At 64.5% G+C, this 25,124-nt stretch carries 21 protein-coding genes and 1 riboswitch; of the genes, 13 read left to right on the forward strand and 8 right to left on the reverse strand.

The window, feature by feature from the left end:
* The first annotated feature begins 63 nt into the window (after window positions 1-63).
* From aqpZ to BUC24_RS06780, 8 genes are all read left to right on the forward strand, one after another.
* Window positions 64-759, forward strand: a complete 696-nt coding sequence (aqpZ, locus tag BUC24_RS06745; RefSeq protein WP_073213306.1) for an aquaporin Z — start codon at window positions 64-66, stop codon at window positions 757-759.
* 253 nt (window positions 760-1,012) lie between these two features.
* Complete coding sequence (locus BUC24_RS06750; protein WP_073213307.1) at window positions 1,013-1,957, forward strand: MerR family transcriptional regulator; 945 nt, start codon at window positions 1,013-1,015, stop codon at window positions 1,955-1,957.
* Between the two features lie 23 nt (window positions 1,958-1,980).
* Window positions 1,981-2,961, forward strand: coding sequence for an NAD(P)/FAD-dependent oxidoreductase (locus tag BUC24_RS06755; protein ID WP_073213308.1), 981 nt, complete (start codon window positions 1,981-1,983; stop codon window positions 2,959-2,961).
* A 39-nt stretch (window positions 2,962-3,000) separates the two neighbouring features.
* On the forward strand, window positions 3,001-3,528 hold the full coding sequence (locus BUC24_RS06760) for an NADPH-dependent FMN reductase (RefSeq protein ID WP_073213309.1): 528 nt from the start codon (window positions 3,001-3,003) through the stop codon (window positions 3,526-3,528).
* 41 nt (window positions 3,529-3,569) lie between these two features.
* The gene (locus BUC24_RS06765; RefSeq protein WP_073214874.1) at window positions 3,570-4,295 is read left to right on the forward strand and encodes a hypothetical protein; all 726 of its coding nucleotides are present in this window, start codon (window positions 3,570-3,572) and stop codon (window positions 4,293-4,295) included.
* Between the two features lie 12 nt (window positions 4,296-4,307).
* The gene (locus BUC24_RS06770) at window positions 4,308-4,820 is read left to right on the forward strand and encodes a DUF1993 domain-containing protein (RefSeq protein WP_073213310.1); all 513 of its coding nucleotides are present in this window, start codon (window positions 4,308-4,310) and stop codon (window positions 4,818-4,820) included.
* Window positions 4,821-4,917: 97 nt separating this feature from the next.
* A complete protein-coding gene (locus BUC24_RS06775; RefSeq protein ID WP_073213311.1) occupies window positions 4,918-5,280 on the forward strand; it encodes a hypothetical protein in 363 nt (120 codons plus the stop codon).
* Window positions 5,281-5,421: 141 nt separating this feature from the next.
* The gene (locus BUC24_RS06780) at window positions 5,422-7,404 is read left to right on the forward strand and encodes a M66 family metalloprotease (protein ID WP_178372490.1); all 1,983 of its coding nucleotides are present in this window, start codon (window positions 5,422-5,424) and stop codon (window positions 7,402-7,404) included.
* Here the strand turns inward: BUC24_RS06780 and BUC24_RS06785 are convergent.
* Window positions 7,376-8,302: a LysR family transcriptional regulator gene (locus BUC24_RS06785; RefSeq protein ID WP_229448058.1), complete on the reverse strand. Its 927-nt coding sequence runs from the start codon at window positions 8,300-8,302 to the stop codon at window positions 7,376-7,378. The genes BUC24_RS06780 and BUC24_RS06785 overlap by 29 nt on opposite strands.
* A 54-nt stretch (window positions 8,303-8,356) precedes the next feature.
* On the opposite strand from BUC24_RS06785, the gene BUC24_RS06790 reads away from it, so the two are divergent.
* From BUC24_RS06790 to BUC24_RS06805, 4 genes are all read left to right on the forward strand, one after another.
* Window positions 8,357-9,394 (forward strand): zinc-dependent alcohol dehydrogenase family protein, encoded by a 1,038-nt coding sequence (locus tag BUC24_RS06790; protein ID WP_083598740.1) that lies wholly within the window; start codon window positions 8,357-8,359, stop codon window positions 9,392-9,394.
* A gap of 85 nt (window positions 9,395-9,479) precedes the next feature.
* Window positions 9,480-10,616 (forward strand): GDSL-type esterase/lipase family protein, encoded by a 1,137-nt coding sequence (locus tag BUC24_RS26885; RefSeq protein ID WP_073213313.1) that lies wholly within the window; start codon window positions 9,480-9,482, stop codon window positions 10,614-10,616.
* Window positions 10,617-10,717: 101 nt separating this feature from the next.
* A complete protein-coding gene (locus tag BUC24_RS06800) occupies window positions 10,718-11,011 on the forward strand; it encodes a hypothetical protein (protein ID WP_143167408.1) in 294 nt (97 codons plus the stop codon).
* Window positions 11,012-11,135: 124 nt separating this feature from the next.
* The gene (locus tag BUC24_RS06805) at window positions 11,136-12,995 is read left to right on the forward strand and encodes an AI-2E family transporter (RefSeq protein WP_073213315.1); all 1,860 of its coding nucleotides are present in this window, start codon (window positions 11,136-11,138) and stop codon (window positions 12,993-12,995) included.
* Here the strand turns inward: BUC24_RS06805 and BUC24_RS06810 are convergent, their stop codons facing one another.
* The 6 genes from BUC24_RS06810 to BUC24_RS06835 form a co-directional block, all read right to left on the reverse strand.
* Window positions 12,996-13,613 carry a PAQR family membrane homeostasis protein TrhA gene (locus BUC24_RS06810; protein WP_073213316.1) on the reverse strand — a complete coding sequence of 206 codons (618 nt, stop codon included), beginning with the start codon at window positions 13,611-13,613 and terminating at the stop codon, window positions 12,996-12,998. It abuts the gene before it with no gap.
* A 57-nt stretch (window positions 13,614-13,670) separates the two neighbouring features.
* Window positions 13,671-14,000, reverse strand: coding sequence for a DUF2149 domain-containing protein (locus tag BUC24_RS06815; RefSeq protein ID WP_229448059.1), 330 nt, complete (start codon window positions 13,998-14,000; stop codon window positions 13,671-13,673).
* Entirely contained in the window at window positions 13,997-14,437 is a 441-nt protein-coding gene (locus tag BUC24_RS06820) for a MotA/TolQ/ExbB proton channel family protein (protein ID WP_073213317.1), read from the reverse strand. The genes BUC24_RS06815 and BUC24_RS06820 overlap by 4 nt, the downstream gene beginning before the upstream one ends.
* Window positions 14,434-18,762: a cobaltochelatase subunit CobN gene (locus BUC24_RS06825; RefSeq protein WP_073213318.1), complete on the reverse strand. Its 4,329-nt coding sequence runs from the start codon at window positions 18,760-18,762 to the stop codon at window positions 14,434-14,436. The genes BUC24_RS06820 and BUC24_RS06825 overlap by 4 nt, the downstream gene beginning before the upstream one ends.
* Window positions 18,759-20,831: a TonB-dependent receptor gene (locus BUC24_RS06830; protein ID WP_073213319.1), complete on the reverse strand. Its 2,073-nt coding sequence runs from the start codon at window positions 20,829-20,831 to the stop codon at window positions 18,759-18,761. Before BUC24_RS06830 ends, BUC24_RS06825 begins: the two co-directional genes overlap by 4 nt.
* A 138-nt stretch (window positions 20,832-20,969) precedes the next feature.
* A riboswitch (cobalamin riboswitch) is annotated at window positions 20,970-21,188 on the reverse strand.
* Between the two features lie 34 nt (window positions 21,189-21,222).
* The gene (locus BUC24_RS06835; protein WP_073213320.1) at window positions 21,223-22,191 is read right to left on the reverse strand and encodes an MBL fold metallo-hydrolase; all 969 of its coding nucleotides are present in this window, start codon (window positions 22,189-22,191) and stop codon (window positions 21,223-21,225) included.
* A 122-nt stretch (window positions 22,192-22,313) separates the two neighbouring features.
* Between BUC24_RS06835 and BUC24_RS06840 the strand changes: the two genes are divergently transcribed.
* Window positions 22,314-23,252, forward strand: coding sequence for a LysR family transcriptional regulator (locus BUC24_RS06840; protein WP_083598741.1), 939 nt, complete (start codon window positions 22,314-22,316; stop codon window positions 23,250-23,252).
* Between the two features lie 9 nt (window positions 23,253-23,261).
* Here the strand turns inward: BUC24_RS06840 and BUC24_RS06845 are convergent, their stop codons facing one another.
* Complete coding sequence (locus tag BUC24_RS06845; RefSeq protein WP_073213321.1) at window positions 23,262-25,115, reverse strand: amidohydrolase; 1,854 nt, start codon at window positions 25,113-25,115, stop codon at window positions 23,262-23,264.
* Window positions 25,116-25,124 lie beyond the last annotated feature (9 nt).

Raw genomic sequence — 25,124 nt, forward strand, 5'->3', positions numbered from 1 at the left:
TTCGCAACTGTTTCGGCATGCGCTTTCCCGTGAAGTCATCAAAACCCACTTGAGGAGATTCAGATGCAATTAGCGAGGCGGTTGGCGGCAGAAAGTCTGGGCACGTTCTGGCTGGTGCTCGGCGGTTGCGGCAGTGCTGTACTGGCGGCCGGGTTTCCCGGTCTGGGAATCGGATTTCACGGCGTCGCGCTGGCCTTCGGTCTGACGGTGCTGACGATGGCGTTTGCCATCGGCCATATCTCGGGCTGCCATCTGAATCCTGCGGTGACCCTGGGTTTGTGCACGGCCGGGCGTTTCCCAAAAGGCGAGGTGCTGCCTTACTGGCTGGCGCAAGTCGCGGGGGCCTGCATTGCCGCTGGCGTGCTGTACCTGATCGCGAGCGGTAAGCCGGGTTTTGACGTGGGTGGCGTTGCCGCCAATGGCTACGCCGATCTGTCGCCTGGCAAATACACCATTGTGGCCGCGCTGGTGTGCGAGATCGTGATGACCTTTGTGTTCCTGATGGTGATTCTGGGCGCCACCGATGGGCGCGCGCCCGCTGGCTTCGCCCCGATTGCGATTGGCTTATGCCTGACGCTGATTCACCTGATCAGCATTCCGGTGACGAACACCTCGGTCAATCCGGCGCGCAGCACCAGTCAGGCCCTGTTTGCGGGTGGCGAGTATGTGATGCAGCTGTGGCTGTTCTGGCTGGCGCCGCTCATTGGCGCCGCACTCGCTGGTCTGGCCTATCCCGCTTTGTTCGAACAAAAGCGCTGACGCGGGCAGGCGGCAAGCAAAACAGGCTCCTTCGGGAGCCTTTTTCATGTCCGCCGCCACCCCATCGCCCTCGCGAAGGCGGGGGCCTATAGCACGTGTACTACTTCGGTTAAGTGGCATAGGCCCCCGCCTTCGCGAGGGCGATGTGGTGGGGATTGACCCGGAATTGTCCCGATAATGCCGCGTTCGATTGAATTTCATGGGCCTCGGCTACACTATAATCGCAATTACACGGTTCACAAGCGGGTCAAAAATGCCGGAAAACATCTACGCCTCCGAAGCCGGCCGCTACCGCAGCGGCACTGCCGCGCGCCTGGCCGGCCTGTCAGTCGAAACCTTGCGCGTGTGGGAGCGCCGCTACGGCATTTCCAATGCGGTCCGATCCGAGCACGGCCAGCGCCTGTATTCGGACGCGCAAGTGGCGCGCCTGCGCTTGATGAAACAGCTGGTCGACCAGGGCCACGCCATTGGCGCGCTCGCGCACCTGCCGCCGGATCAACTGAGCACATTGCCCACGCGTCCCGATCCGGCCGCCCCAGCGCGCCCGGTGCGCGTGGCGCTGGTCGGCCTGCCGCTGGCGCAGCGGGTGGCAGGGCAAGAGGTACCTGGGCTCGAGGTGGTGGCCGAATGCGCCGATCTGGATACGGCCGCAGCGGCGTTTGCCCATGTCGACATGGACGTGCTGCTGCTGGAAGTGGCCGAACTGGACGAGCGCGCCATGCCTGCCATCGCAGCTTTGCGCCAGCAGTGCGACGCTGCGGTCGTGGTGCTGTACCGCTTTTGCGCCAGTGCCGTGATTCGGCAGCTGCGCACGCTCGGCTGTCTGGTGGCGCGTGCGCCGGGTGACGCCGCCGAAATCGTTTTGCTGTGCCAGACGGCGTTGCCGGTCCAGGCCAGACGGCCGCCAGCGCCACCCGTGGCGCCGGCACCAGCGCGACGCTTTGACGATCATTCCCTGGCTGTCCTCAGCGCCGCCCGCAACAGCATTCATTGCGACTGTCCGCGCCACCTGTCCGAGATCCTGCTTTTACTGAACAGTTTCGAACGTTACAGCAGCCAGTGCGCGCAGCGCACCCCGGAAGACGCCGTGCTGCATGAAGAACTCAAGCAGACCGCCGGCGCCGCCCGGGTCTTGCTGGAAGACGCGTTGGAACGGCTGGCGCGTGCGGACGGTTTGCCGCTGCCGCCTGGCTTATAAGGTTTTACATTTGTTTGTGCATCATGATTGAACCATTGCATATTGCTGTTGTTGGTGCCGGCATTGCCGGCCTGTCGTGCGCCACCGCGTTGCAGCACGCGGGCTACCGTGTCAGCGTGTTCGACAAAAGCCGTGGCCCCGGTGGGCGCATGAGCACCCGCCGTGGCGACAGCTGGCAGTGCGACCACGGCGCACGTTTCTTTACCGCTGACGACCCCGGTTTTCGGGCTGAGGTGGCGCGCTGGGAGCGGGCCGGCGTGGCCGCGCCCTGGTATCCGGAACTGCGCCAGATTGATGCCGCCGGCCGGGTGACCCGTGGCGACGCTGCCGAGCGTTTTGTCGGCACACCCGGCATGTCGGCGCCGGCCCGCATGCTGGCCTCGTCGCTGGCGCTGTACAGCGGCCAGACGGTCAGCGCGGTGCAGCGCGACGGCACCAGCTGGCGCTTGCTGGGGCAGGGCGAGGCGCTGTCGGGCTGCCGTTTTGACGCGCTGGTCATTGCGTTGCCAGCGCCGCAAGCCGCACAGCTGCTGCATGCAGTCGCACCGCGGCAAGGCGCACTGGCGGCCAGTGTGACTATGGCGCCGTGCTGGGCTCTGATGCTGCAATATGCGCAGCCGCAGGCGCTTGGCTTCGACGCGGCGCAGCTGGCAGCCGGTGCGCTGTGCTGGGCAGCGCGCGACAGTGCCAAGCCGGGCCGCAGCGGGAGCGAGAGCTGGGTCCTGCACGCCAGCGCGGCCTGGAGCACGGCACATATCGACGCCGATCCCGTTACTGTGGCAGCGCAGCTGCTGCCAGCTTTTGCCGAGTTGGGCGCCGCCGCGCCTGTGCAGTGGCAGGCCCACCGCTGGCTCTACGCGACCCCGGCAACGCCGCGCGCGGAGGTATTTGACTGGGACCCGAAGCTCGCGCTGGGCTTGTGTGGCGACTGGCTCGGTGGCGTCAACGTGGAAGCTGCCTGGCTGAGCGGGCGCCGGCTCGCGCACGAAATTTCCTTGCGCTAAAATCGCAGCGGTAGACCTTGATGCGAAAGATGAAGCGCCATGAAAGTATTGGGTATCAGCGGCAGCCTGCGCAAGGCGTCGATCAATTCGGCCTTGCTGCGCGCCGCGCAGGCGCTGGCCCCCGAAGGCATGACGCTCACGATCTTTGATGGTGTAGGCGCCTTGCCCTTGTTTAATCCGGATCTGGAAGTCAACATGCCCGATCCGGTCCGGGCGCTGCATGCGGCGGTAGCGCAGGCTGATGCGCTGCTCATCGCCAGTCCGGAGTATGGGCATGGCGTCACCGCGGTCATCAAGAACGCGCTTGACTGGCTGGTCAGTTTCGAACCGGCAGCCGGCAAGCGCGTGGCACTGTTGAACGCGGCCCCACGCGCCCATCATGCCGATCTGGCCCTGCGCGAGATCTTGCGCACGATGGCGCTGGACATCGTGGAGCCAGCCTCGGGCATTCTTACGGTGATGCGCACCGATGACGAGCGCGCCATGATCGCCGACCCGATCCTGGCAGCTGCGATCCGGCGGCATCTGGCCGCACTGGCCGGCACCGCCGCCGGGAGCGTGATTTAGTGGCATACTGCCAAGCCAGCGAATCCGCATCGGGGAATGAAGTGCAAAAATTATTGTCAGATCTGAGCCGTCTGTATCTGTTGCCAGGTACGCTGTCGCTCGATGCGTTCCAACAGCATATGGCCGATCAGGCCGGCGCACCTGTCCCGTTGGCGGCAGCCGATGGCAGTGCGCGTGCGCTGGTCATTCCGTTTCGCAAGGCCCCTGGCAGCAGCGATGCACGCCACTGGACGCTGCTGTGCGAGGTGGCGAATGCCTTGCAAACGGCGCTTGGCCTGCCGGCGCCCGCCGTCAGCATTTCCGGCACCGATGGGTTTGACCTGTGGCTGTCGTTCGAGACTGCGCAGCCGCATACGCTGCTGCAAGAATTACTGATGCTGCTGCAGGCGGCTTATTGTCCCGAGTTGCAACTGACGCCGCAGCAGGTTGGGACAGCGGCCGCGCTGCCGCCCTGCATGGACGCGGCGACCGGGAAATGGTCCGCCTTTATCCATCCTGACCTGGGCGCCTCGTTCGCGGATGAACCCTGGCTTGAAGTGGCGCCGCCCATGGCCGGGCAATCAGCCTTGCTGCAGCATTGTGGCAGCATCAGCCCGGCTGCTTTGCGCGAAGCATTGCAGAGCCTGCGCAAAGGGGACGCCCCGCCCACGCCGCTGCAGGCGGTCGGTGCGCCCGGCTTGCTGCTGGCCGATGCGACGCTGGAAGACATCGTGCAGCATCTGCATTCGAAAAACATTGAGCCGACCTTTCGGCACCTGCTACGCTAAAGGCGGCCCATCATGACAGTCGCACTTTACGACGCCTCCGTTCCTGTTTTTCTGCGTTATCTGGGGCAGCTTGCCCAGTTGCTGCGGCTGGCCCAGCGCCACGATAACGCGGCCAGCCTGCTCGACGCGCGGCTGGCGCCGGACATGCATTCATTTGCGTCGCAAGTGGCGATCGCAGCCAGTTTTCCGCTGCGTGTCTGCTTGCCGCTTGCGGGACGTGCTGTGCCTTCCGATGGCCCCACGCCTGCTTCGTTCGAGGTACTGCACGAACGCGTGGCCCAGGCTGCCGCCGCGCTGGCGCTGTTGCCGCGCTCGGATTTCGACGGGGCCGATCAGCGTGTGATCGAAAGCCGGGCCGGTGAGGCGCTGGTCAGCCTGCCAGGTCCTGCCTTCCTGTTCCAGTACGCGCTGCCGAACTTCTTTTTTCACCTGACCGCGGCCTACGCCATCCTGCGCCATCACGGTGTTGCACTGGGCAAGGAAGATTTTGATGGCTGGCATGTGTACCCAAGGGTATCAGCCTGAACAGACGTGCTTAACCTATCCATTCATCAATTTTAGTTGCACATTTGGCACGCGGAGGCGAAAATGGCGGCGCTATTTTCCTTCGACTGCCAAATTAATGAAACTGATCACCAAATCACTCTGCATCATCGCGCCGATTCTTCTGTCGGGCTGCTTTACCATCAAGCTCGATAACGTGGTCCGCGATACGGCCGATGTGAGCAAGAGCGCCTATCAGTCTCTGGCGGCCAAGTGGGACGCGAAAAAGAAGGCCAAGACGGCGACCGTGATCAGCCACTCCTATATTGGTAACAACAATCAGACCGTCACGGAAGTCAAGCAGCTGTGCGAAACCGAGGCTGCGCAGAAATTGCGCACCATGAGCGGTCTTGAGGAAGTGCGCTACACCGTCATCGAAAACGAGATTGTGACGATCAATGGCGCCGTTGCCGCCAATTGCAAACTGGGCATGGACAAGTAAACGCGCAGGTCGGAATTCACCCGGGTAAATAATTGTTTTAACAATGTTGGACAAAATGGCATTCTTGCCATAGCATGCCAGCAAGCAATTATTACCTTAAGGAATTTGATGCGTTTGCAATTGAGAACAGTAGTAACTTCCGTGGCCACTCTTGGCCTGAGTGCAGCCCTGAGCGCTTGCGGTGGCGGCTCGGGCGGCGGCGTCACGGCCCCGGCGGCACCGGCGCCGGTCACCACGGCACCTGCGACACCTGGCACCCCGGGCACGCCAGTGACGCCCGAGACCCCGGTCACGCCAGGCACGCCCGGCACACCCGTCACACCCGTCACACCTGGCACGCCGCAGTCCGCGCTGCTGGTCTCCAAGCTCGAATTTGCGCAAACCCACGTGATGCCCGAGGCAGGCCTGGCATGGACCACCAGCAAGGACAGGCAATCGCTGCACCTGGTGGGCGGCCGTGAAGCCCTGTTGATGGTCGTGTTGGGCCAGGCCGATGCCCAGCAGCCGCAGGTGCAAGCGTGGAAGCAGGATGTCCTGCTGGGCAGCATGGCCCTGTCGGCCCCGTCCAGTTTGCCGCTCACCGAAGCTGGCGGCACGCGCTACGCGCAGGACCGCTGGTCAGCCACGCTGCCCGGTGCCTGGCTGGTGCCTGGTGTAGCGCTCAAATTCGTGGCCACCAATTACGCTGCCAGCGCGGCGCGCCAGCCGCTGGTCGGCGCCAACAGCGATGTGGCCCTGCATTTCCTGCCCGTGTATCTGTTTGGCGCCAACGACAGCAATACCTTCCCGTTTGCCACCACCAAGTCGCCCAGTGCGGCGCGCCTGAACGAACTGTTTGCCAAGTGGCCCGTCACCAGCTTGAACGTGGACACCATCGGGCGCCTGGACTGGCCCAGCCTGGTGATCGAACCGCGTGCCAATGCCGCGGGCGTCATGCAGCCGGCGCATGTGCTGACCTCGATGGATCAGCAGCGTGATGGCTTTGCCGCCATGTCCGGATTGCTCGACATGATCGGCAAATTCCGTTCGGCCAATGGCGAAGGCAGTACCAACAACCTGTACTACGCGCCCATGCTGCCGATCGATACCGGCAGTGGCAAGTACCACGCGCCGGGCGGCGGTCTGGCAATCGTGGGCGGCGGCGCCGGTGTGGGCGAATACGCTTCCGGCGGGATTCTGATTCATGAACTGGGCCATGCCCTGAGCCTCGGCCATGCCGGCGAAGCGTTTGACAGCGGCTATTACCCGTACACAGCCGGCACCGTCAAAGGCTCGACATGGGGCTATGATCTGGCGCGCAAACTGTTCCTCAATGTGCTGGTGCCGGTGGGTGCCAGCAGTTACAACGGCTGCGCCAGCTCGCACCAGGTCGATGGCAGCGGCCGCTGTTTCAAGCAGGATCCAATGCAGGGCGGCTCGGGCGACCAGTTGAGCGGCGACGCGTACACCATGTTTGCTGACTTCTCGGTGGGCAAGATTCAGAACTGGTTCGAAGGCGATACCACGGTCGACAACAGCGGCAACCACGTGTTCAACGGTGGGCGCATTTTCGTCGATGCCAAGTCGGCGACCGGCTATAGCCGCTGGGACGGTATCGCTGGTATGCGTGTGCCGGTCGCGGCCAACAGCACCACCAACCGCGGGCTGTACGGGGTGCTGAACCAGGGCTTGCCAGTCAAGACCGGGGTACCCGTGTATGCGATTGGCATTACCATGAGCTACGCCGGCTCGACCGGCGCGACCCAGATTTACCCGCCGCTTGCGCGCACAGGCAACCTGATCGCCCAGTTCGATCCCACCAGCGCTCAGGATCTGCAAGCCATTACTGCCAACACGGGAACCTATCCCTGGTATTGCCATGCCAGCGGCTGCGACTACACCTTGCGTGTGCGCTACGCCGACGGCAGCACCATTCACCGCGTGCTGTCGGGCGGCTTCCGCGAATGGTTCAAGCCAAGCGACCCGGTCCCGGCAGCAGCAAGCGATCCACTCAAGGGCGCCAGCTTCACGCGCTGGGTCGTGAATGTGCCGGGTGGTCAGGCGATCAGCAAGATCGAATTGCTCGACACACCCATGGTGTGGAAGGGCATGCCCGTCACTCCTGCGGTATTGGCAAGCCGCTAGCGGCATCACCCTCGGCCGATGCCACGAAGTAGTCGATAAAGGCGCGGATCTTGAGCGCCATGTGGCGGCCCGGGGTGTACACCATATGCACGGCGCCGGTGTAGGGCGCCTCGATGTCCCAGTCCGCCAGCACTTGTTCTACCCGGCCCAGCGCCAGCGCATCCTGGGCAGCAAACGCCGGCACCAGGCAAATCCCGCCGCCGGCGCTGGCCAGCGCTACCATGGCAGCACTGTTGTTGACGGTGGCGCGGCCGCTCACGTCCACCGCAAGCTGCTTCCCCTTGGCGCTGAAGGTCCAGCGTTTGCCGAAACGGCCGTAGCCGAGGTGGCAGCATGTGTGCGCCGCCAGTTCGCCCGGTGTGAGGGGCGTGCCGTGCTGGCGCAGGTAAGCCGGGGCGGCCACCAGCACATAGCGAAACCGGCACAGGGGCCGCGACGCCAGACCCGGCGCCAGCGTCGGCGCAATGCGTATTGCCAGATCCACCCCATCTTCAATCAGATCGATCTGCCGGTCAGTCAGCGTCAGGCGTACCTCGACGTCGGGACAGGCATCCAGAAAACCCGGCAGCCTGGGCGCCAGCCAGGTCTGTCCGAACACAATCGGTGCGCTGACCCGCAGCACGCCGCGCGGGCCGGCACTGTAACTGCCGGCCAAGGCCTGTGCTTCGCGCGCGCTGGCCAGCATGCGCACGCTGGCCTCGTAGACCTGCTGGCCCAGCTCGGTCAGTGACAGAGCGCGGGTGGTGCGCGTCAACAGCCTGGCTCCCAGGTGTTCTTCCAGCCTTGCCACCTGGCGGCTGACCGCCGACGTTGTGGTGCCGGCCTGCCTGGCTGCGGCGGAAAAGCTGCCGCTGTCGACAACCTGGGCGAAGACGGCCATTTCATTCAGCATATCCATGGGTATTTTTGCCATCAGTTCAACAATCTTTTGCCTGCAAGGTGGATTGTGCTCATGCAAGCACCAGTCGATACTATGCCTGTCAATCAGGAGGGCATCAATATGGAACACTTCATTTATCGCACCGCCAATGGCCGCCTGGTGCGTGAGGCGCAGCTTGTACAGCCCCTGCCGGCGGGATATGTGCGGCTGCGCATCGGCGCCATCGCGCTCAATTTCCGCGACCTGTACATTGTGCGCGGCAACGCTTCCCGGCCGCGCGTGGACGGCTGCATTCCTTTCACCGACGCGGCCGGCACGATCGACGCGGTGGGGGCTGGCGTCACCCGCTTCACGCCCGGCGCGCGCGCCTCTACCACGGTACTGCCCGCCTGGATCGATGGTCCGCTGTCGGCCGCCGCCTTTTCGGCCGGCGCGCCCGGTGTGTTCGCCAGCAGCATTGATGTGCACGAAAGTACCCTGGTGCCTTCGCCGGACTACCTGAGCGACGCGCAGGCCGCGACCTTGCCGGTGGCTGCGCTAACGGCCTGGCATGCGGTCGTTGAATTGGGCGCACTGCGTGCGGGGGACACGGTCGTGGTGCAAACGACAGGCGGCGTGGCACTGTTTGCCATTCAGTTTGCCGTGGCGCTGGGCGCGAGAGTGATCGTGGTCGGGCGTTCGCCGGAAAAGCTGGAGAAAGCGCATGCGCTGGGCGCTGCCGCCACCATCAATACCAGCCAGACGCCCGACTGGGAGCAGGCTGTGCTGGCGCTGACCGCAGGTGCCGGTGCCAGGCTGGTGCTGGATATGGGGCTGGACGATTCGCTGCGCCGCTCGGTACGGGCCGCGGCCTTCGAAGGCACCGTGGCCGTGATTGGCGTGGTCCAGCAGCAAAGCAATTTGCTCGATATTTACCCGGTGATGAACAAGAACCTGCGCTTGCGTGGCGTTGAAACGGGCTCGCGCAGCATGTTCGAACGCATGGCCAGCTTTCTGCAGGCGCAGCGCATCGTGCCGGTCATTGCTGCGCAGTTTGCCGCAGACCAGGCTGAGCAGGCGCTGGACTGTCTAAGTGAAAGCCCGTTCGGCAAAGTGGTGCTGAGGATGTGAGGGGCGGGGTTGAACTGTGCGGGCGGGGGCGAGTCTGAGCTAATGGTCAAGGTCAGTTCCATCCAACTTAGCCGGAGAGCACCTCATGAACAACAACAAGGCGTTGAATCGCATTGTCTGCCGCCTTTGGGCGGCCTTCGGTCTGGGCGCGCTGGCATTGCAAGCTGCGGCGGCGCCGGTGGTGTATCTGGCGGGCGACTCCACTGTCATGAGCTATGGCAGCGGCAATGCACCACAGCAGGGCTGGGGCGGCCGTCTGTCCGCCTTGTTTGGGGCCGGGGTCAGCTTCAGCAATCGCGCCATCGGCGGGCGCAGCAGCAAAAGCTTTGTTGATGAAGGGCGCCTGGCCGCCATTGTGACGGCCATCCGGCCCGGTGACTATCTGTTCGTCCAGTTCGGTCATAACGACGATTACAGCGACCCGCGCCTGCATACCGATCCCTTCACCACCTACAAAACCTATCTGGGCAAGTATGTCGACCAAGCCCGTGGCGCCGGCGCCGTACCGGTGCTGGTCACCCCCATGGCGCGGCGCCATATCGATGGTGCTGGCCGGTTCATCAACGATTTCGTCGACCGCGTAAGCGCCATCCGGCAGCTGGCAGCGGAAAAGCAGGTGGCGCTGATCGATCTGAACGACAAGAGCCTGGCCTTTTACCGCCAAATTGGCGTGGCTGCCACGACCGATGTCTTTCTGTGGCTGGCGCCAGGCGCGTATGCCAAATTTCCCAACGGCGTGCACGACATTACCCACTTCCAGGAGTACGGCGCAGCGCAGCTGGCCCGCTTCGTCAGCGAAGGCATCGAAGAAAACCGGCTCGGCATCCGCAGCCTGATCGGGGCGGTGGCGTATCCGGCCGAGGCGGGCTTGCTGGCGGGGGCGGGCACCGTGCGCGAGCGGGCTTATGCGGGCTGGCAGGGTAGCGGCTATGTCAATTTTCCGCGCAGCGGTGGCAGCTTGACGATGTCGAATGTGAACGGCAAAAGTGGGGGTATGCGGACCTTGCGCATTCGCTTTGCCAACGGCAGCGCCAGCGCCCGAAGCGGGCAGCTGGTGGTCAATGGCAGCACCAGCAATATCAGCTTTCGTCCCAGCGGGGGCTGGACCACCTGGGTCACGCAGGATGTGCCGGTGGCGCTCGTCAGCGGCACGGGCAATGCCATCAGCCTCAAGTCGACCGGTGCCGATCTGGCCAATGTCGATACGCTGACCGTGCTGTAGGCTGGCGTGGGAACGGCGGCCTTATATTGTGCAAATTAATTTGAACATTTGGGCCAGTGGCGCGATACTGCATTGCATCCCATGCTAGATAAGGACCGATCATGCGCATCCCCTCGCTTGCTTCCCTCATGCTCCTGCTGGCCGTTGCGGGCAACGCGGCCGCCATGGGCGCGCCACCCGATCGCGGGCCTGGCAAACAGACCACGTCGCCCCCGGGCCCACCAAGCGAGCAGCGCGCGGCCCCAGGCAAGGGCAGCATGGATGCCATGTCCGACGCCCGCCAGCAGCAGTTGAAAGCGAACCAGGACCGCCGTGCAAAGGCGCAGGAGACCCTGTCAAATCTGCAGAAAAAGAGCGCTGAGACGGGGAAAAGCACGGTCGATAACATGAAATAGCGGGCAGGGCGTTGCTGCGAAGCCGTTCTTTTGGGCACAGACAGTGCACTTGGCGTGCGAGGTCGTGTAAGCTGAGGCCGCCCAACAGGGCAATGTGCTTCCGTAAACATAGCCAACCCCATTCATGCAAAGCTTGCCCCCCTTTCCGCGCCTGAGCGCCAATTCCGTTGTTTCTGCCACCTGCATCCTGGCGCTGCTGCATTTCGGGCGCGATTTTCTCGAGCCACTGGCGCTGGCGCTGATCCTCAGTCTGGTCATCGCGCCTCTGATCCGCATGCTCAGCCGCACGGGACTGCCGCATTTGCCGGCCACGCTGATTTCGGTGCTGATCGGCGCGGTGGGGATTGTCGGCATCAGCGTCGTCATCGGCGCGCAGCTGGTGGCGGTGACGGCTGATTTGCCGCAGTACAGCGTGGCGATACAGTCCAAGCTGGAAAAAGTGAGGGAATTGACTGAGCGGCCGTTCGCCCGTATCGAGGCCGACCTCAAAGCCGTGGTGCCCGGCGCCACACGCGGCAGCCTGGTGATCAACAGCGCGGGCACCAAACTGGTGGCGGGGCAGGTGCGCCCGGTACCGGTGGAGATTCACGTGCCCCAGGCCACCGCCACCGATACGCTCACGCGGCTGCTGTCGGTGGTGTCGGGCCCGATTGGCGAGGCGGGGCTGGTGCTGGTGCTGATGGTGTTCATTTTGCTGGAACACGAGTCACTGCGCGACCGCATCGTACGCCTGACCGGGAACGCCGAAGTGGGGCGCACCATGCGCGCGCTGGGTGACGCTACCGACGGCGTGTCGCGCTTCTTCTTTTCCCAGTTCGTGGTCAACCTGGTGTTTGGCACGGTGATCGGCGGCGGCCTGTGGCTGGCCGGCGTGCCGCACGCCGCCTTGTTTGGCGCCTTGAGCGGTCTGCTGCGCTTTGTGCCCTATCTGGGCGCGCTGGTCGCAGGGGCCGTAATCGCCCTGTTTGTGGCAGCCATTGACGACGGCTGGTCGGTGGCCATCTTCTGCGTGGCCATGTACACGGCGCTGGAACTGCTGGTGGCCAATGTGGTCGAGCCCAAGGTGTACGGGCACAGTTCCGGCCTGTCGCCCCTGGCGGTGATTGTCTCTGCGCTGTTCTGGGGGGCGCTATGGGGACCGGTCGGGCTGCTCATTTCCACGCCGCTGACGCTGTGTCTTGTTGTGACGGGGCGCCACGTACAGGCATTGGAACCAATCTCGATTCTGCTGTCCGATATGCCGATCGTGAATGCGGCCCAGCGCTTCTACCACCGTATTTTGCTGGGCGAGTCGGAGCTGATCATTCGCGACGCGCTGGTCTACCTGAAGCAGTTCAGCTTTGCCTCTTACTGCGACAACGTCCTGCTGCCAGGATTGGCGCTGGGGGTGGATGAATTCGACGCCGGTAAAATCGAAAAATCACAGCAGAACAATATCCGTTCCAGTATCGCGGCGCTGGCCGCGACCATCATCCCGGCGGCAGGCGCGCCCTTGCGTCGGCCGTTGCGCAAGGCGGCTGCGGGCACTGAAGGCAACGTCGGTGCGCACCTGCGCAAACTGCGTCAGGCCCACCTGGAACGCTGGCAGGGTTCACTTGATGTGCCGGCCCGTTCGATCGTGCTGTGCGCCGGGCTACCCACCGAACGCGATGAACTGCTCAATGAACTGTTTGTGCTGGCCCTGCGCGAAGCGGGCATTGATGCGCGCAGCGCCTCGCCGGACAACCGCGACGACAAGCCGGACGGCGCCAACGATCTGGTGGCGATGGTATTCCTCAGTTATCCGCTGGCCGAGTCACTGGCAGCATGGCAGGAGATGGCGCAGCATTTGCGCGCCAATCTGCCCAATGCCATGCTGATCACCATGCGCCTGCTGGGTGAAGGCGAAGACGCGAAAGAAGCGGTCGTCGCAAAAAGCGTCGACACGGTGCTGCATTCGTTTGAAGAGGGTGTCGAATTCGTGCTGCCGGACCGCACCGGCTAACTACAGAACGTAGAACAGGATCGTGAAGTAGTGCAGGGCGCTGCCGCCAATGACGAACAAATGCCAGATCCCGTGGGCGTGGCGTAGCCGGTCATCAAGCACGTAGAACACGATGCCGACGGTGTACACCACGCCGCCGGCGGCCAGCCACGCGAAGCCGGCCGTGCCCAATGCTGCGTGCAGGGGAATCAGGGCCGCCAGTGCCGCCCAGCCCATGACCAGGTAAATCGCCAGCGATAACTTGCGCGCGCCGCCATTGGGCCGCATTTCCTGCAGCACGCCCAGGATGGCCAGGCCCCACACCACGGCCAGCAGCGGCCAGCCCCAGGTCTCGCGCAGGGAGACCAGACAAAATGGGGTATAGCTGCCTGCGATGAGCAGGTAAATTCCATGATGATCCAGCTTTTGCAGCAGCTGCTTGGCCGGACCGCGCACGCTGTGATACAGGGTGGATGCGCTGTACAGCAAAATCAAGGTGGCACCGTACACGGCAACGCTGGTGATGGCCCAGGCGTCGCCTGCGGTGGCGGCTGTGACCAGCAAGACCACCGTACCTGCGACGGCCAGCAAGGCGCCGACCAGGTGGGTCCATGCGTTCAGTTTTTCTCCGTGATACATCGATGCTCCCAATTGAATAGCGGGACCATTGTAGTCGATGACGTCGCGCCCGACTCCTTACCTGGCGGCCGGGGCGACAGGCTCGATCAGTACCAGCTTGCCCGTCTTCGGATCGCGGAACACTTCGCCAACCCGGTCGTAGCCGTTGCCGTTGTGGGCTGTGCCGCTGGCCGGCTGGGTGATTTCCTGGCCTTTTTCGACCGGCTTGGGTGCCTTCAGCGCGCTCTGGGTGCCGGCGGCGAGGGCTGCGATCAGACCGCAGGCAAATACCAGCATGACGTCCACCAGGTTGACCAGGCTGGCGCGCGGATCTTCATCACTGTCGTCGAAACGCGCATCCAGGCGTGAATACAGGCGCAGTGTCTTGCGGCTTGGCGGGGTGCTCACGCTGCCGCCTCCATCGCTTCGAGTGTCTCTTCGTACCAGCGGCGGCGCAGTTTGCCGATCACCAGGCCGCCAATGCCGGCCACCAGGCCAAGCACGGTGGCGTCAAAGGCGACGGTGACGGCGCTGGCCAGTTGGGCCGGATCGCCTTTGCCAAGAGCGGCCAGGCCGGGCCCGAGCGGAATGATGGTGGCCATCAGGCCCAGCATCGGCGGGATCCGCGCCAGCAGGTCGGCGCGTTCGAGCCGGTGGCGCGCGATTGCCTGCACCTTGGCCATGTCGCCGGTGCTGCGCAGACGGGCCAGGCCGAACCAGCGCTCGCCGGCGGCGATACCTGCTTCAATAACGGCGATGGCGCAGGCCAGCAACAGCGCTGCCAGTGCTGGTGTAAGTAGCCAGGTCACTGCATCGTGCAGCCAGCTGAAAGAAAAAGCACTCATGAAAACTCCTGTTTTTGAAATTGGGGGACGTGCTGGCCCCGCCATAGTCCCAGCGCAAACAGCGCCAGGGATGCCGCGAGCAGCGAAAGAATGGTGACAGTGCGGCTGACGACGTCGACCGGGGCGACGGCCGTCTCGGTCAGCTCGTAGTAGCGTGGTGCCGGCGCTGCTGCGGCCCCGCCTGGCGCGGCGGGACTGTGCTCCGACGCAGCCGGTCTTTGACCGGCAGGCTGCTGGCGCTGGCCTGCTGCTGCGCTGTCGGCAGGCAGCGTTTCACCACGCGCCTTGGCCAGCGTCACGCCCAATGCTCTGGCGTCGGCCGCCTCCAGTTGCGGCGCCAGCCACTGCCACATCGGGTGGTCGGGCGCCGCGTGTCCGCTGCCTGGCAGACCGTTCCTGGCCACCAGCTGCGCCAGCTCGCCGCCCATTTTCTTGATGGTGGCAGCGTCTGTCTTCCAGTAGCCTTTTTCGGCAGCGACCATGAAAATGGCCAGCATGTGCGCCTTGACGTGAGCGTTATGATCCTTGCCCAGAAATTGGGGCAGGCCCAGTTGCTGGGAGTCGTCGAAGTACACGGCCTTGACTTCATCCCAGGCCCAGTTCTTGACCAGGTCTGGCCGCGTGACCTGCCAGCCCCACAAGTTCTCCAGGAATTCCTGTCCCATGGTGCGCGCGCCTGCGTAGCCGTGACCCATCAGGGGTTTGAGCCAGGCTGGATTGAGAAAGCGTCCGCGCAGTTCGCCCAGCAGGGCGGTGGTGAGCGGCTCCACATCGGCCCGGCCAGGCTCGGCGTGCTGCAGGATCAGCGCCTCGGGCGGGTGGCCGGTACGTCCCTCGATTGCCAGCGACAGGCCGCCCAGGTAGTCGAAGGCGTCGTTGTTGTCGAGCAGGCCGTACAGATTGCTGGCACGGCCGTGATAAGTGCGGGCGATGCCATCGAGCGCGCTGTCAAAGGCCGCGTGGTTCGCTTCACCGCTTTCGTCCAGGCCGTAGGCGTGCCCCATGCGATTGCGGTAGGCGCGCCCGATCTCGTCGCGCTCGCGCCATGCGCCCGAGCGCTCGGTCAACCGGTTCACCCCAGTGCCATACGCGCCCGGGGCATCACCAAAGATGCGCTGGGCGGCGGCGCGGCCCGCATCCACGCTGGCCATGCCGCCATCCTGCAACGCGCGCTGGCGCACCAGCCACTCGCGCGCAACGCGGTTGTCGGCCGGCGCTTCGCTGCCCCACGCGGCGGTGGGCACGGGGGCCAGGGCCGCGCTCAAGGCGTCTTTCAGTTCAGGGTGCTGCGCGGTTAGCGTGTTGGCCGACGCCGCCAGCGACAGGCGTCCTGCACGGTCGATCAGGTTGATCAGGTTGGGGTACAGATCGCGGAACAATCCGGAGGTGGTAACCAGCACATCGCGCCGGACGGCGCCCGGCTTGAGCCGCACGTCGGTAACGATGCCGCGCGCATTCCAGACCGGTTCCGCACCCATCAGCGACAGGGCAAAGGCCACCATCACGCCTTCGTCGCGCACCGCGTCGGACGCCCACAAAATAATGCCCTCGCTGCCTTGGCCCGATTTGTCGCGCGCGGCTGCCTTTAGCGCCATTTTTTCACCGAGCCCGTAGCCCAGCCGGGTGGGCAGAATATCGCCGTCGACAGCGTGGAAATTGCGGCCCGTGGGCAGCGCGTCTGGCGAGCGCAATGGATCGTTGCCCTTGCCCGGTGCGACATAGCGGCCATCGAGTCCGGCCAGCAGACCCAGCATCTCCAGACGGGGCGAATCGGCCAGCTTGCGGCTGACCGCGGGGTCGTCGATGCCGCCTTTTTTCATCGAGCCAAGCATCAGATCAAGCGAGGCCTGATTCCAGGGCCGGCCAAAAATGTGCAGACCAAAGGGCATGAATTTTTCCTGCAGCTTGGTCAGGTAGTGGCCCACTTCGTGCGCCAGCAAGTCATCGTCTGCCGCTTCAAAGCCAATGCCGCGCACTTCCAGCACGTCCGCCATCGACGCTTCCAGCTCGGCTTTCAGGTTCAGTGCCACGACCTGTTCGCGCATGCCCTGCGCGGCCTGCGCCTTGAGCGACTCGGACGACGCCGATTCAAAGCTTTCCACTGCCTGGCGCAAGGTCAGCAGCTGGTCGTACAGCGGGGTGGTGGCGAGTGGCGGCGTGAGGTGGTCGACAATCACCGCCAAGCCGCGCCGCTTGGCCTGCGTGCCTTCACCGACGCCGTCCACGATATAGGGATAGACGCCGGGCAGGTCGGCGGCAATCAGGCTGGGATAGTCGTCCGCGCTCAGCCCAACGGCTTTGCCGGGCAAAAACTCATAAGTCGAATGGCGGCCCACGTGCACCATGGCGTCGGCCTTGAAACGGTCGCGCAGCCAATGGTAGTAGGCCAGGTACTGGTGCGGCGGGGTGACGCTGGTATTGGCGTGCAGGAGTTCTTCGTCCACTTCCCAGCCGCGCGGCGGCTGCGGGCCAATGAACACATTGCCAAACACCAGACCAGGCACCAGCAGCTTGCCGCTGTCGACCATGATTTTTCCGGGCGCCGGGCCCCAGCCTTTCAAACCCTCGATGCCGTAGCCGGTGATGCGGTCCTTGGTGGCGCCCAATGTGGCGCAGCGGCGCGTCGGCTGGTCTGCCAGGCAGGCCTGGTAGCCTGCCTCCAGTGCGCGCAGGTCGGCAATGGCTTCCAGGCGGCGCGGGTGGGCGGCGCCTTCCACCAGGTGGTGCAGTTCCTTGAGAATGGCGTTGGCGCGTTTGCGTCCGACCGCGCGTTCGTTGGCCGCTTCCGCTTCCAGTACCTCGGCATGCAGGCGGCCCAGCGGTCCGCTGGTCATTTCGCCCTGAATGCGCGGCGCCAGCGTGGCGAACCAGCGTGCGTAATCTGCAGCGCTGACCGAATTGACCGAGCCGCTCAGTTCGCGCAGGGCGGCCCTGTCTTCGGGCAGATTGACCCCGTGCGCCATGATCCGGTCGAGCAGGGCTTCGGGGGAGGCCGGCAGTTCGCCGACCGTGTAGCCAGCCGCCTTCATCGCATGCAGCATGTCGAACAGCGTGGCTGGCACGTCCAGATTGTCGGCGCCAATGTTCTGGCGGCCGGGCGGGTGGTTGTAGTAGATGACGGCCACGCGCTTGTCCGCATTGGCCTTGGCGCGCAATGCCAGCCAGCGCTGCACGCGCGCGGACAGGCGTGCCACTTCCGCATCCAGCGTGACCGGCAGGCGGTTCTCGATCCCCGTCTGGCGATCCGCTCTGGCCGCGCCGAGCGCGGCGACCACGATGGGTTGCCCGATGCCTTGCAGTTCCGGCAGCGCGACCCGGTACTGCACCGAATCGGGTGGCAAGCCGTCGGGCGACAGGCGCCACTGGGTGGCACTGCGCTCGCTCAGGCGGATCGCCTTGAAGACAGGTACATCGAGCTGCTTGAAGGCGTCGGTCACGGCCTCTCGCCCTTCCGCCGCGCCCACCACAAAGTCCTGCAGGATCACCAGCGCCGCCGTTTTGGCTGGCGCAATCAGCGCTGGCAAGCGTTCCAGCGCCTGGCGCGACGCGCCGCCCCAGCGCGTGAGCACCTGCACGCAGGGCTGGCCGCGCTGCTCGATGGCGCGGCAAATGTCCGCTGGTGCTGTGCCGTCCATGTTGGCCAGGTCCAGCACCACCACGGTGGGGACGGCCTTCAGGCCCAGTTGCGCCGCATTGCCCCAGGCGGCATCGTCGCTCAATTCCTTCTGGCCCACGCGCAGGCGCAAGGTAGCTTCCGGCTGCACCGGTGCCATGGGCTGGCGCGGATCGAGCCGGTGCGCCAGCAAAGCCTGGGTATTGTCGACACCACCAGCTTGCCAGATGCGGCGCGCCGCAAGCCAGTGGCTGGCCGTCGGCCGGGCCTGGGCGGCGCGCAGGGCATCTTCCGAAGGCTGTTCGGCAGCCAGCTGGCGCAGCGTTTCGGCCGGGAAGTCCTCCAGGCTGCCATCGGCATCGCGGCTCATCAGGTTCAGGCTCGCTTCCCCATTCATGGCCAGGATGGGCGTCTGCCGGCGCGCGTGCCGCGCGAGCGCATCTTTCAGCTTGCGCGCCGGGTCGCCAAACACCGAGACTGCCAGCACGCTGTCGGCCTGACCGATCCACTGGCCCAGCTGGCGGTCGCTGGCAGCCATCAACTGTGCCGGCGTGCGCAGAACGATGCGGTCGCCCGGATGGCTGGCCAGATGCCGGTGCGCCGCTTCGATCGTGACCGGGGCCGCGCGTTCGGTCACCACCCCAAACAGGGTGGCGGCGTGTATCTGCGGCAGGCTGACCGTCAGCAGGCAGGCCAGGAGTACGCGCTTCAAAACGCAACTCTCAGGTTCACACGCAAGGTACGCGGTTCGAGCGGATGGATCAGGCGGCCGTCAATACCGCCGTTGCACTCGCCATTGGCCTGTTCGTTACGGGTACAGGCGCCACCCCAGTATTCGATGTCGTTGGCCTTGCGGTCGAACAGGTTCAGGATGTCGGCGCTGAACTGCACTCTGGGCGCGATTCGATAGCCCAGCTTCAGGTTGGCCGTGTAGAAGGGGGACGACTTGTGTGCGCCGGTTTCTTCCAGCGCATAAGCGCCCAGGTAGCGCATACGCAGCCCGCCGAACCAGGGACCGCCATAATCGACCCCGATGCCCAGCGATGCCGTCAGCGGGATCGCATTCGGAATGTCGGTGCCGCCACCCTCGACTGCTTGTTTGAAGCGGGCCTGCGACCAGGCGATGTCGCCATCGATGATCAGCCAGGCGTTCGGAGCGTAGTAGTTGGACCATTCGATGCCGTGGCGCGTTGATGCACCGCGCGCCTCGGTCACGCCCTCGTCACCCACGAACACCAGCTCGGAACCCAAGTCCATGTGCCACACCGACAAGCTGCTGCTCCATCCTGGCAGCACGGTGGTGCGCAAGCCCGCTTCGGCGCCACGCGCCTTGGAGAACAAGCCCAGTTTTTCAGTGCTGCTGCCGTCGGCCGGGTTCATGACGGAGGTGGCGCCGCGCACGTCGTTGCTATGGAAACCCGTGCCCCAGTTGGCATACAGCTCGGTTCTGGCCTGTGGTCCGAAGGGGCCAAACACCACGCCCAGCTTGGGGCTGGCCTGACCGGCATGGACGCTGCCGCCATTGGTGAGATTGAATTGGCCAGCGGCTGCCGTCACATCGGCATGGATGCGGTCATAGCGCAGGCCCGCGGTGGTGCGCAGCCATGGACGCCACTGGGTGCGCGCCTGGATGAACAGGCCGGCTGCGGTGTCCGTGATGCGGTCCTGGCGCACGGTGTTGGTGCGAACGCGTGCCACAGTGTCGTACAGGCCGACGCTGTCAATCCGGTCCTGGCGCAATTGCAGGCCAAGCGTCAGTTCGGTGTCGTCCAGGTACCAGGCCTGGCTGACCTGTCCGCCCCAGGTAAGGCGCTGGTCTTCCTGTTCGTGCTGGTCGCCCTGCGGCCCGTTCATGAAGCCCGATGGCGCCGAGAACAGGTTCAGACCGTAGTCAATAACGTAGGCGCTGGCCTTGCTGGCACCGAGCGCGTTCGAGCGTTCCCACTCGCCGGACAGGCTGTAGCGATGAGTCACGCCACCATCGTGGCCGGACAAGGCACCGAAGCGGCCAATCTCGCCCCGCTCGATGGCGCGTTCGGGCACGTGTTCGGTCGCATCCCACTCGGACTTGTACGCCAGGGCGCTGATCGCATAGCCGTTGTGCGCGGTGCCGCTCGACAGGCGCAGCACGGCATTGGTCTTGCGCAGGTGCTCGGGCTGGTCCCATGGCCCATTGTTGCGGGCCGCTTCGAATGCCCCCAGCAGCTGCATGCCGTCGATGCTGCCGCTGCCAGCAGCGAGCACGCGTCGAAAGCCATGCGGTCCGGCCGTCAGGTCGGCAAACGGTGCCGGCAACTGGCGCTGGTAATCGATCCGCGCCGACCCGGTGGTGGTGAAGTCCCCGTCATCGGCCGCGTACACGCCTTTTCGATACCTGACGTTTGCCACCAGTTCGGGAATCAGGAAGTTCAGATCCATGTAGCCCTGGCCGTGACCGTGGCTTGCCACATTGACCGGCATGCCCATTAAGCTGGTAGCAAAGTCGCTGCCATGATCAAGGTTGAAACCGCGCAGGAAGTACTGATTGGCCTTGCCGTCGCCCGAGTGCTGGGTGACGATCATGCCGGGCACGGCCTCCATCACTTCGGAGGCGCGCAGCAAGGGACGGGTGGCCAGCTGTTTCGCCGTGATGGCGCCTTCGGTGGCCGAGTCGGCAGTGCCGACCATGCCGGCGCGCGCGCCGGTGACGACCACTTCCTGCATGACAGGTACGCCAGTGGCGAAGGCATAGGCCGATACGGCCCAAAGGGAGGCGGGCAGCCAGTATTGAAGCACTTGCATTCGATCTTCTTCACGATGACGCCGTCACCGCATGCAAATCGAACGTGGGCAAGCGTGGCGCGCACAAGCGCCAGGCGAAGCCTCAGTCAACGGACAAGGAAGTAACGGCAAAAACAGACAAAACCGATCCCCGGGTTTTGCACTATCAAGCGTGAAGGCCGGTCTTCTGGCTTGCCTTCATCCTCTTTTGTCCTTGCCTTCCCGTGCGCTGCACAGTGGCGTATGAACAAAATCGTCAGGCATACAGCAGCGGGGGCTGCGCCGGACTGGCAGGAGATGGAGATCTCCTGCGGCACCGGCTTCCCGTTTCACCCTCCAGCCGACAAGCGGGAGGGCACCATTCACGTAGTGGCGGGATTCTACCGTGAATGGCGGACGGGATCAATCGGGCTTAACGCAGCTGGGTGTAATTGACCGGCACCCATTCGTAGCCTTTGCCGGCGCTGCGCAGGTGGCCCATGCCCGGGAACGAAATATGCGACGCGCCAATCATCGTGCCTTCCTTGGCTGCCTGGGCAAACACCTTGGCACGTGCTGCCGATGCGGCTTTGGCGTCACTGTCGAACTGGATCGTCACGCCCGGCTTGCCCATCTGGACGGCCGGAACGTGAATCAGATCGCCGATCAGCAGCAGCGTTTTGCCTTCGCTGGTCACGGTATAGGCGGTGTGGCCTGGCGTGTGGCCATAGCTTGGGGTGGCCACAATGCCGGGTACCAGTTCAGTCTTGCCGTCGAATGGCTTGAACTTGTCGCCGCTCTGGTAAGGCTTGATGGCGCCCATCGCACCCTGGAAGAAGCCCTTCGATGCGGCTGGCGCAGCGTCCAGATTGGCCTGGCTGAGCCAGAAGTCGGCGTCACGCTTGTCGGCGCGGACCACGGCGTTGGGGAAGGCCGCCGCAGCGCCCTGGGCCAGGCCACCTACATGGTCCGGGTGCATGTGGGTGATGTAGATCTCGTCGATTTGCGCCGCGTCGTATCCGGAGGCCTTCAGGTTGGCCAGCAGCTTGCCCAGGGTCGGGCCAAACAGGCTGGCCGCACCGGTATCGACCAGCACCAGTTTGCTGCCGGTGTTGATCAGGAAGGTATTGACGGAGGTTTCCAGCGGCGCCTTGAGGAAGACCTTGGACAGTGCCTCGGTGGTCTTGGCTGGTTTTTCGGCCAGCAACTGGTCGACCGGCAGGTCGACCGTGCCATCGCTCAGGGCGGTCACTTCGAAGTTACCCAGCATGATGCGGTGGAAACCGGGGGCGTTGGTCTTGGCCAGTGGCGCCGCGGCGCTGGCCGGATGGCCGGCACTGATGGCGAATGCCGATGCGATCAGGCTTGCCTGCACGAGTTGCTTGAGTTTTGCTTGCGTCATGTGTCTTCCTTTTTTGCCCTTGGGCTTGTTGTTCATGCAATCGATTGTATTTTCTTGCGCAAACCAGCACAATCTTTTTAATTACAAACTTGTTTTGCGTAAAACGCAAAGATGGACGGACCATGATCGACGCAATGAAGGTGTTTCTGGCGGCGGCGGAGGCGGGCAGTCTGTCCCAGGTCGCCCGTGAGCGCAGCGTGGCGGTTTCCTCCATCGCGCGCAAGATCGACGCACTGGAGCAGGAGCTGGGCGTCAAGCTGCTCAGCCGCAGTTCGCGCCAATTGCTGCTGACCGATGCCGGCGAAGCCTTTGTACCGCGTGCCCGCGCCATCGTGTCGGAGCTGAACGACGCGCGTCACGCCATCGCCGAAATGTCGGCCGATCCGCGCGGCCAGCTGACCGTCACGGCGCCAGCGGCATTTGGCCGGCGCCACGTTGTGCGCGCGGTCAGCAGCTTCCTGGCGCAGTATCCGGCCATTGAGATCGTGCTGCATTTGAGCGACCAGCTGCTTGACCTGAGCGCGCAACGGGTCGACGTGGCCATCCGCATGGGCGTGCTGCCCGACAGCGATCTGGTTGCCACGGAGCTGGCGCCGGTACAAAGGCTGGTCTGCGCCAGTCCGGCTTACCTTGCAAAGCATGGTCGCCCGCAGACCCTGCAGGACCTGCTGCAGCATAACTGCCTGACGCTGGCGTCGATGCCCATACCGGCAGGCTGGTGGACTTTTGCCGGCATCCATGGCGAGCTGCCGCTGCCCGTGAAGGGCAACCTGCGCACCGACGACACCGAGGCCATGCTGCGCGCGGCCCGCGAAGGGCTGGGCATCGTGCACCTGGCCACCTGGATGGTCAGCGACGACATTATCGCTGGCCGCCTGGTGCCGCTGTTCGAGCCGGCGCTGGCTTCCAGGGGCCCGCGCTTGCCTGCCATTCACGCGTTGCGCTTGCCGGGACGCTCACATGCGGCCAAGGCGCAGCTGTTCATCGCGCATCTGCGGCGCGAATTTGGAGAGCCGGCGTATTGGGACGTGGCGCTGCGTGCAATGCCACCCGCGGGCTAGATCCGTCCTTTAAAACGCGAAACAGCTACAGCCCAGTGCACCCCAGAATCCGCCGTGATTTGCCACCGGCACTGTGGACTTGCGCGCCACGTCGTGCGCATGCACATGCACCGCGCAAGCGCCCTGGCACTGGTGGGGCAGCGCTGTGGCAGTGCGCGGCGCACTGTGGCGCCAGTGGCCACTGACGTTCTTTACCGGAGACCATTCGGGCAGCACCGGCAAGGGTGGCGGCGCGTGCGGTGTGAATTCGGCCTGCGCATGGACCACTTTGCCGTCTACCACCGTCAGCACCGATTCGATGGCCTTGATATCGTCTTCGGGCACGCTGAAAAAGTCAGCCGACAGCACGGCCAGATCGGCCAGCATGCCTTCCTGGATGCGGCCTTTTTTGCCCTGGTCGCTGGAGAACCACGCACTGCCACTGGTCCACAGCTCCAGCGCCGTGTCGCGTGACAGCTGCGCCGCGCTATCGTACAAGCGCAGGCCGCCCACAGTGCGGCCCGACACCATCCAGTACAGCGCGGTCCAGGGGTTGTAGCTTGCCACGCGGGTGGCATCGGTCCCGGCACCGACCGGAATGCCGGCGCCCAGCATGCGCGCGATGGGCGGCGTGGCCTTGGCCGCTTCGGCGCCGTAACGTTCGACAAAGTACTCGCCCTGGAATGCCATGCGGTGCTGGATGGCGATGCCGCCGCCCAGCGCGCGCACGCGGTCGATATTTTTTGGCGAGATGGTTTCGGCATGGTCGAACATCCAGCGCAGACCGTCGAAGGGGATCTCGCGGTTGACCTTTTCGAAGACGCCCAGCATGCGCTCGATCGATTCATCGTAGGTGGCGTGCAGGCGGAAGGGCCAGCGTTTGCTGACCAAATGGCGCACCACCTTTTCCAGCTCGTCTTCCATGCCGGCGGCCAGTTCCGGGCGCGGCTCGAGGAAATCTTCAAAGTCGGCCGCCGAAAACACCAGCATTTCACCGGCGCCGTTGTGCCGGTAAAAATCGTCGCCATGGCCCGGGGCCAGCATGTCGGTCCAGCGCTCGAAGTCGCCCAGTTCCTTGCCCTTGTTCTGGGTGAACAGGTTATACGCAATGCGTACCGTGAGCTGCTGATCGCGTGCCAGCTGGTCGATGACGGCGTAGTCCTCGGGGAAGTTTTGAAAGCCGCCACCGGCATCGATGGCGCTGGTCACGCCGAGGCGATTGAGTTCGCGCATGAACTGGCGCGTGGAGTTCACTTGCAGCTCGCGCGGCAGGGCCGGGCCCTTGGCCAGCGTGGCGTACAGGATCATGGCGTTGGGCCGTGCGATCAGCATGCCGGTCGGATTGCCGCTCGCGTCGCGCACAATTTCGCCGCCCGGGGGATTGGGCGTGTCCTTGTCGTAGCCGACCGCGCGCAAGGCGGCGCGGTTGAGCAGGGCACGGTCGTACAGATGCAGTACAAACACCGGGGTGTCGGGGGCGGCGGCGTTGATCTCGTCAATGGTTGGCATGCGCTTTTCAGCGAACTGGAACTCGGTCCAGCCGCCCACCACGCGCACCCATTGTGGATTGGGGGTGCGCTGCGCCTGCTCCTTCAGCATGCGCAGGGCGTCGGCCAGCGATGGCACGCCTTCCCAGCGCAGCTCCAGGTTGTAATTGAGCCCGCCGCGAATCAAATGGATGTGTGAATCGTTCAGGCCGGGGATGACGGTGCGGCCATTCAGGTCGATGACCACGCTGGCCGGGCCGCGATGGCGCATCGCATCCTCCAGGTCGCCCACGGCCAGAAAGCGGCCATCCTGGATGGCGACGGCGCTGGCCTGCGGGTTCTGCCGGTCGACCGTGTGAAAGCAACCGTTGATCAGAATAAGAGGGTCGTGTGGCATTGCAGGCTC

It is taken from the genome of Massilia sp. CF038 (genome assembly GCF_900129765.1).
In the GTDB taxonomy this organism is placed as follows: Bacteria; Pseudomonadota; Gammaproteobacteria; order Burkholderiales; family Burkholderiaceae_D; genus Telluria_A.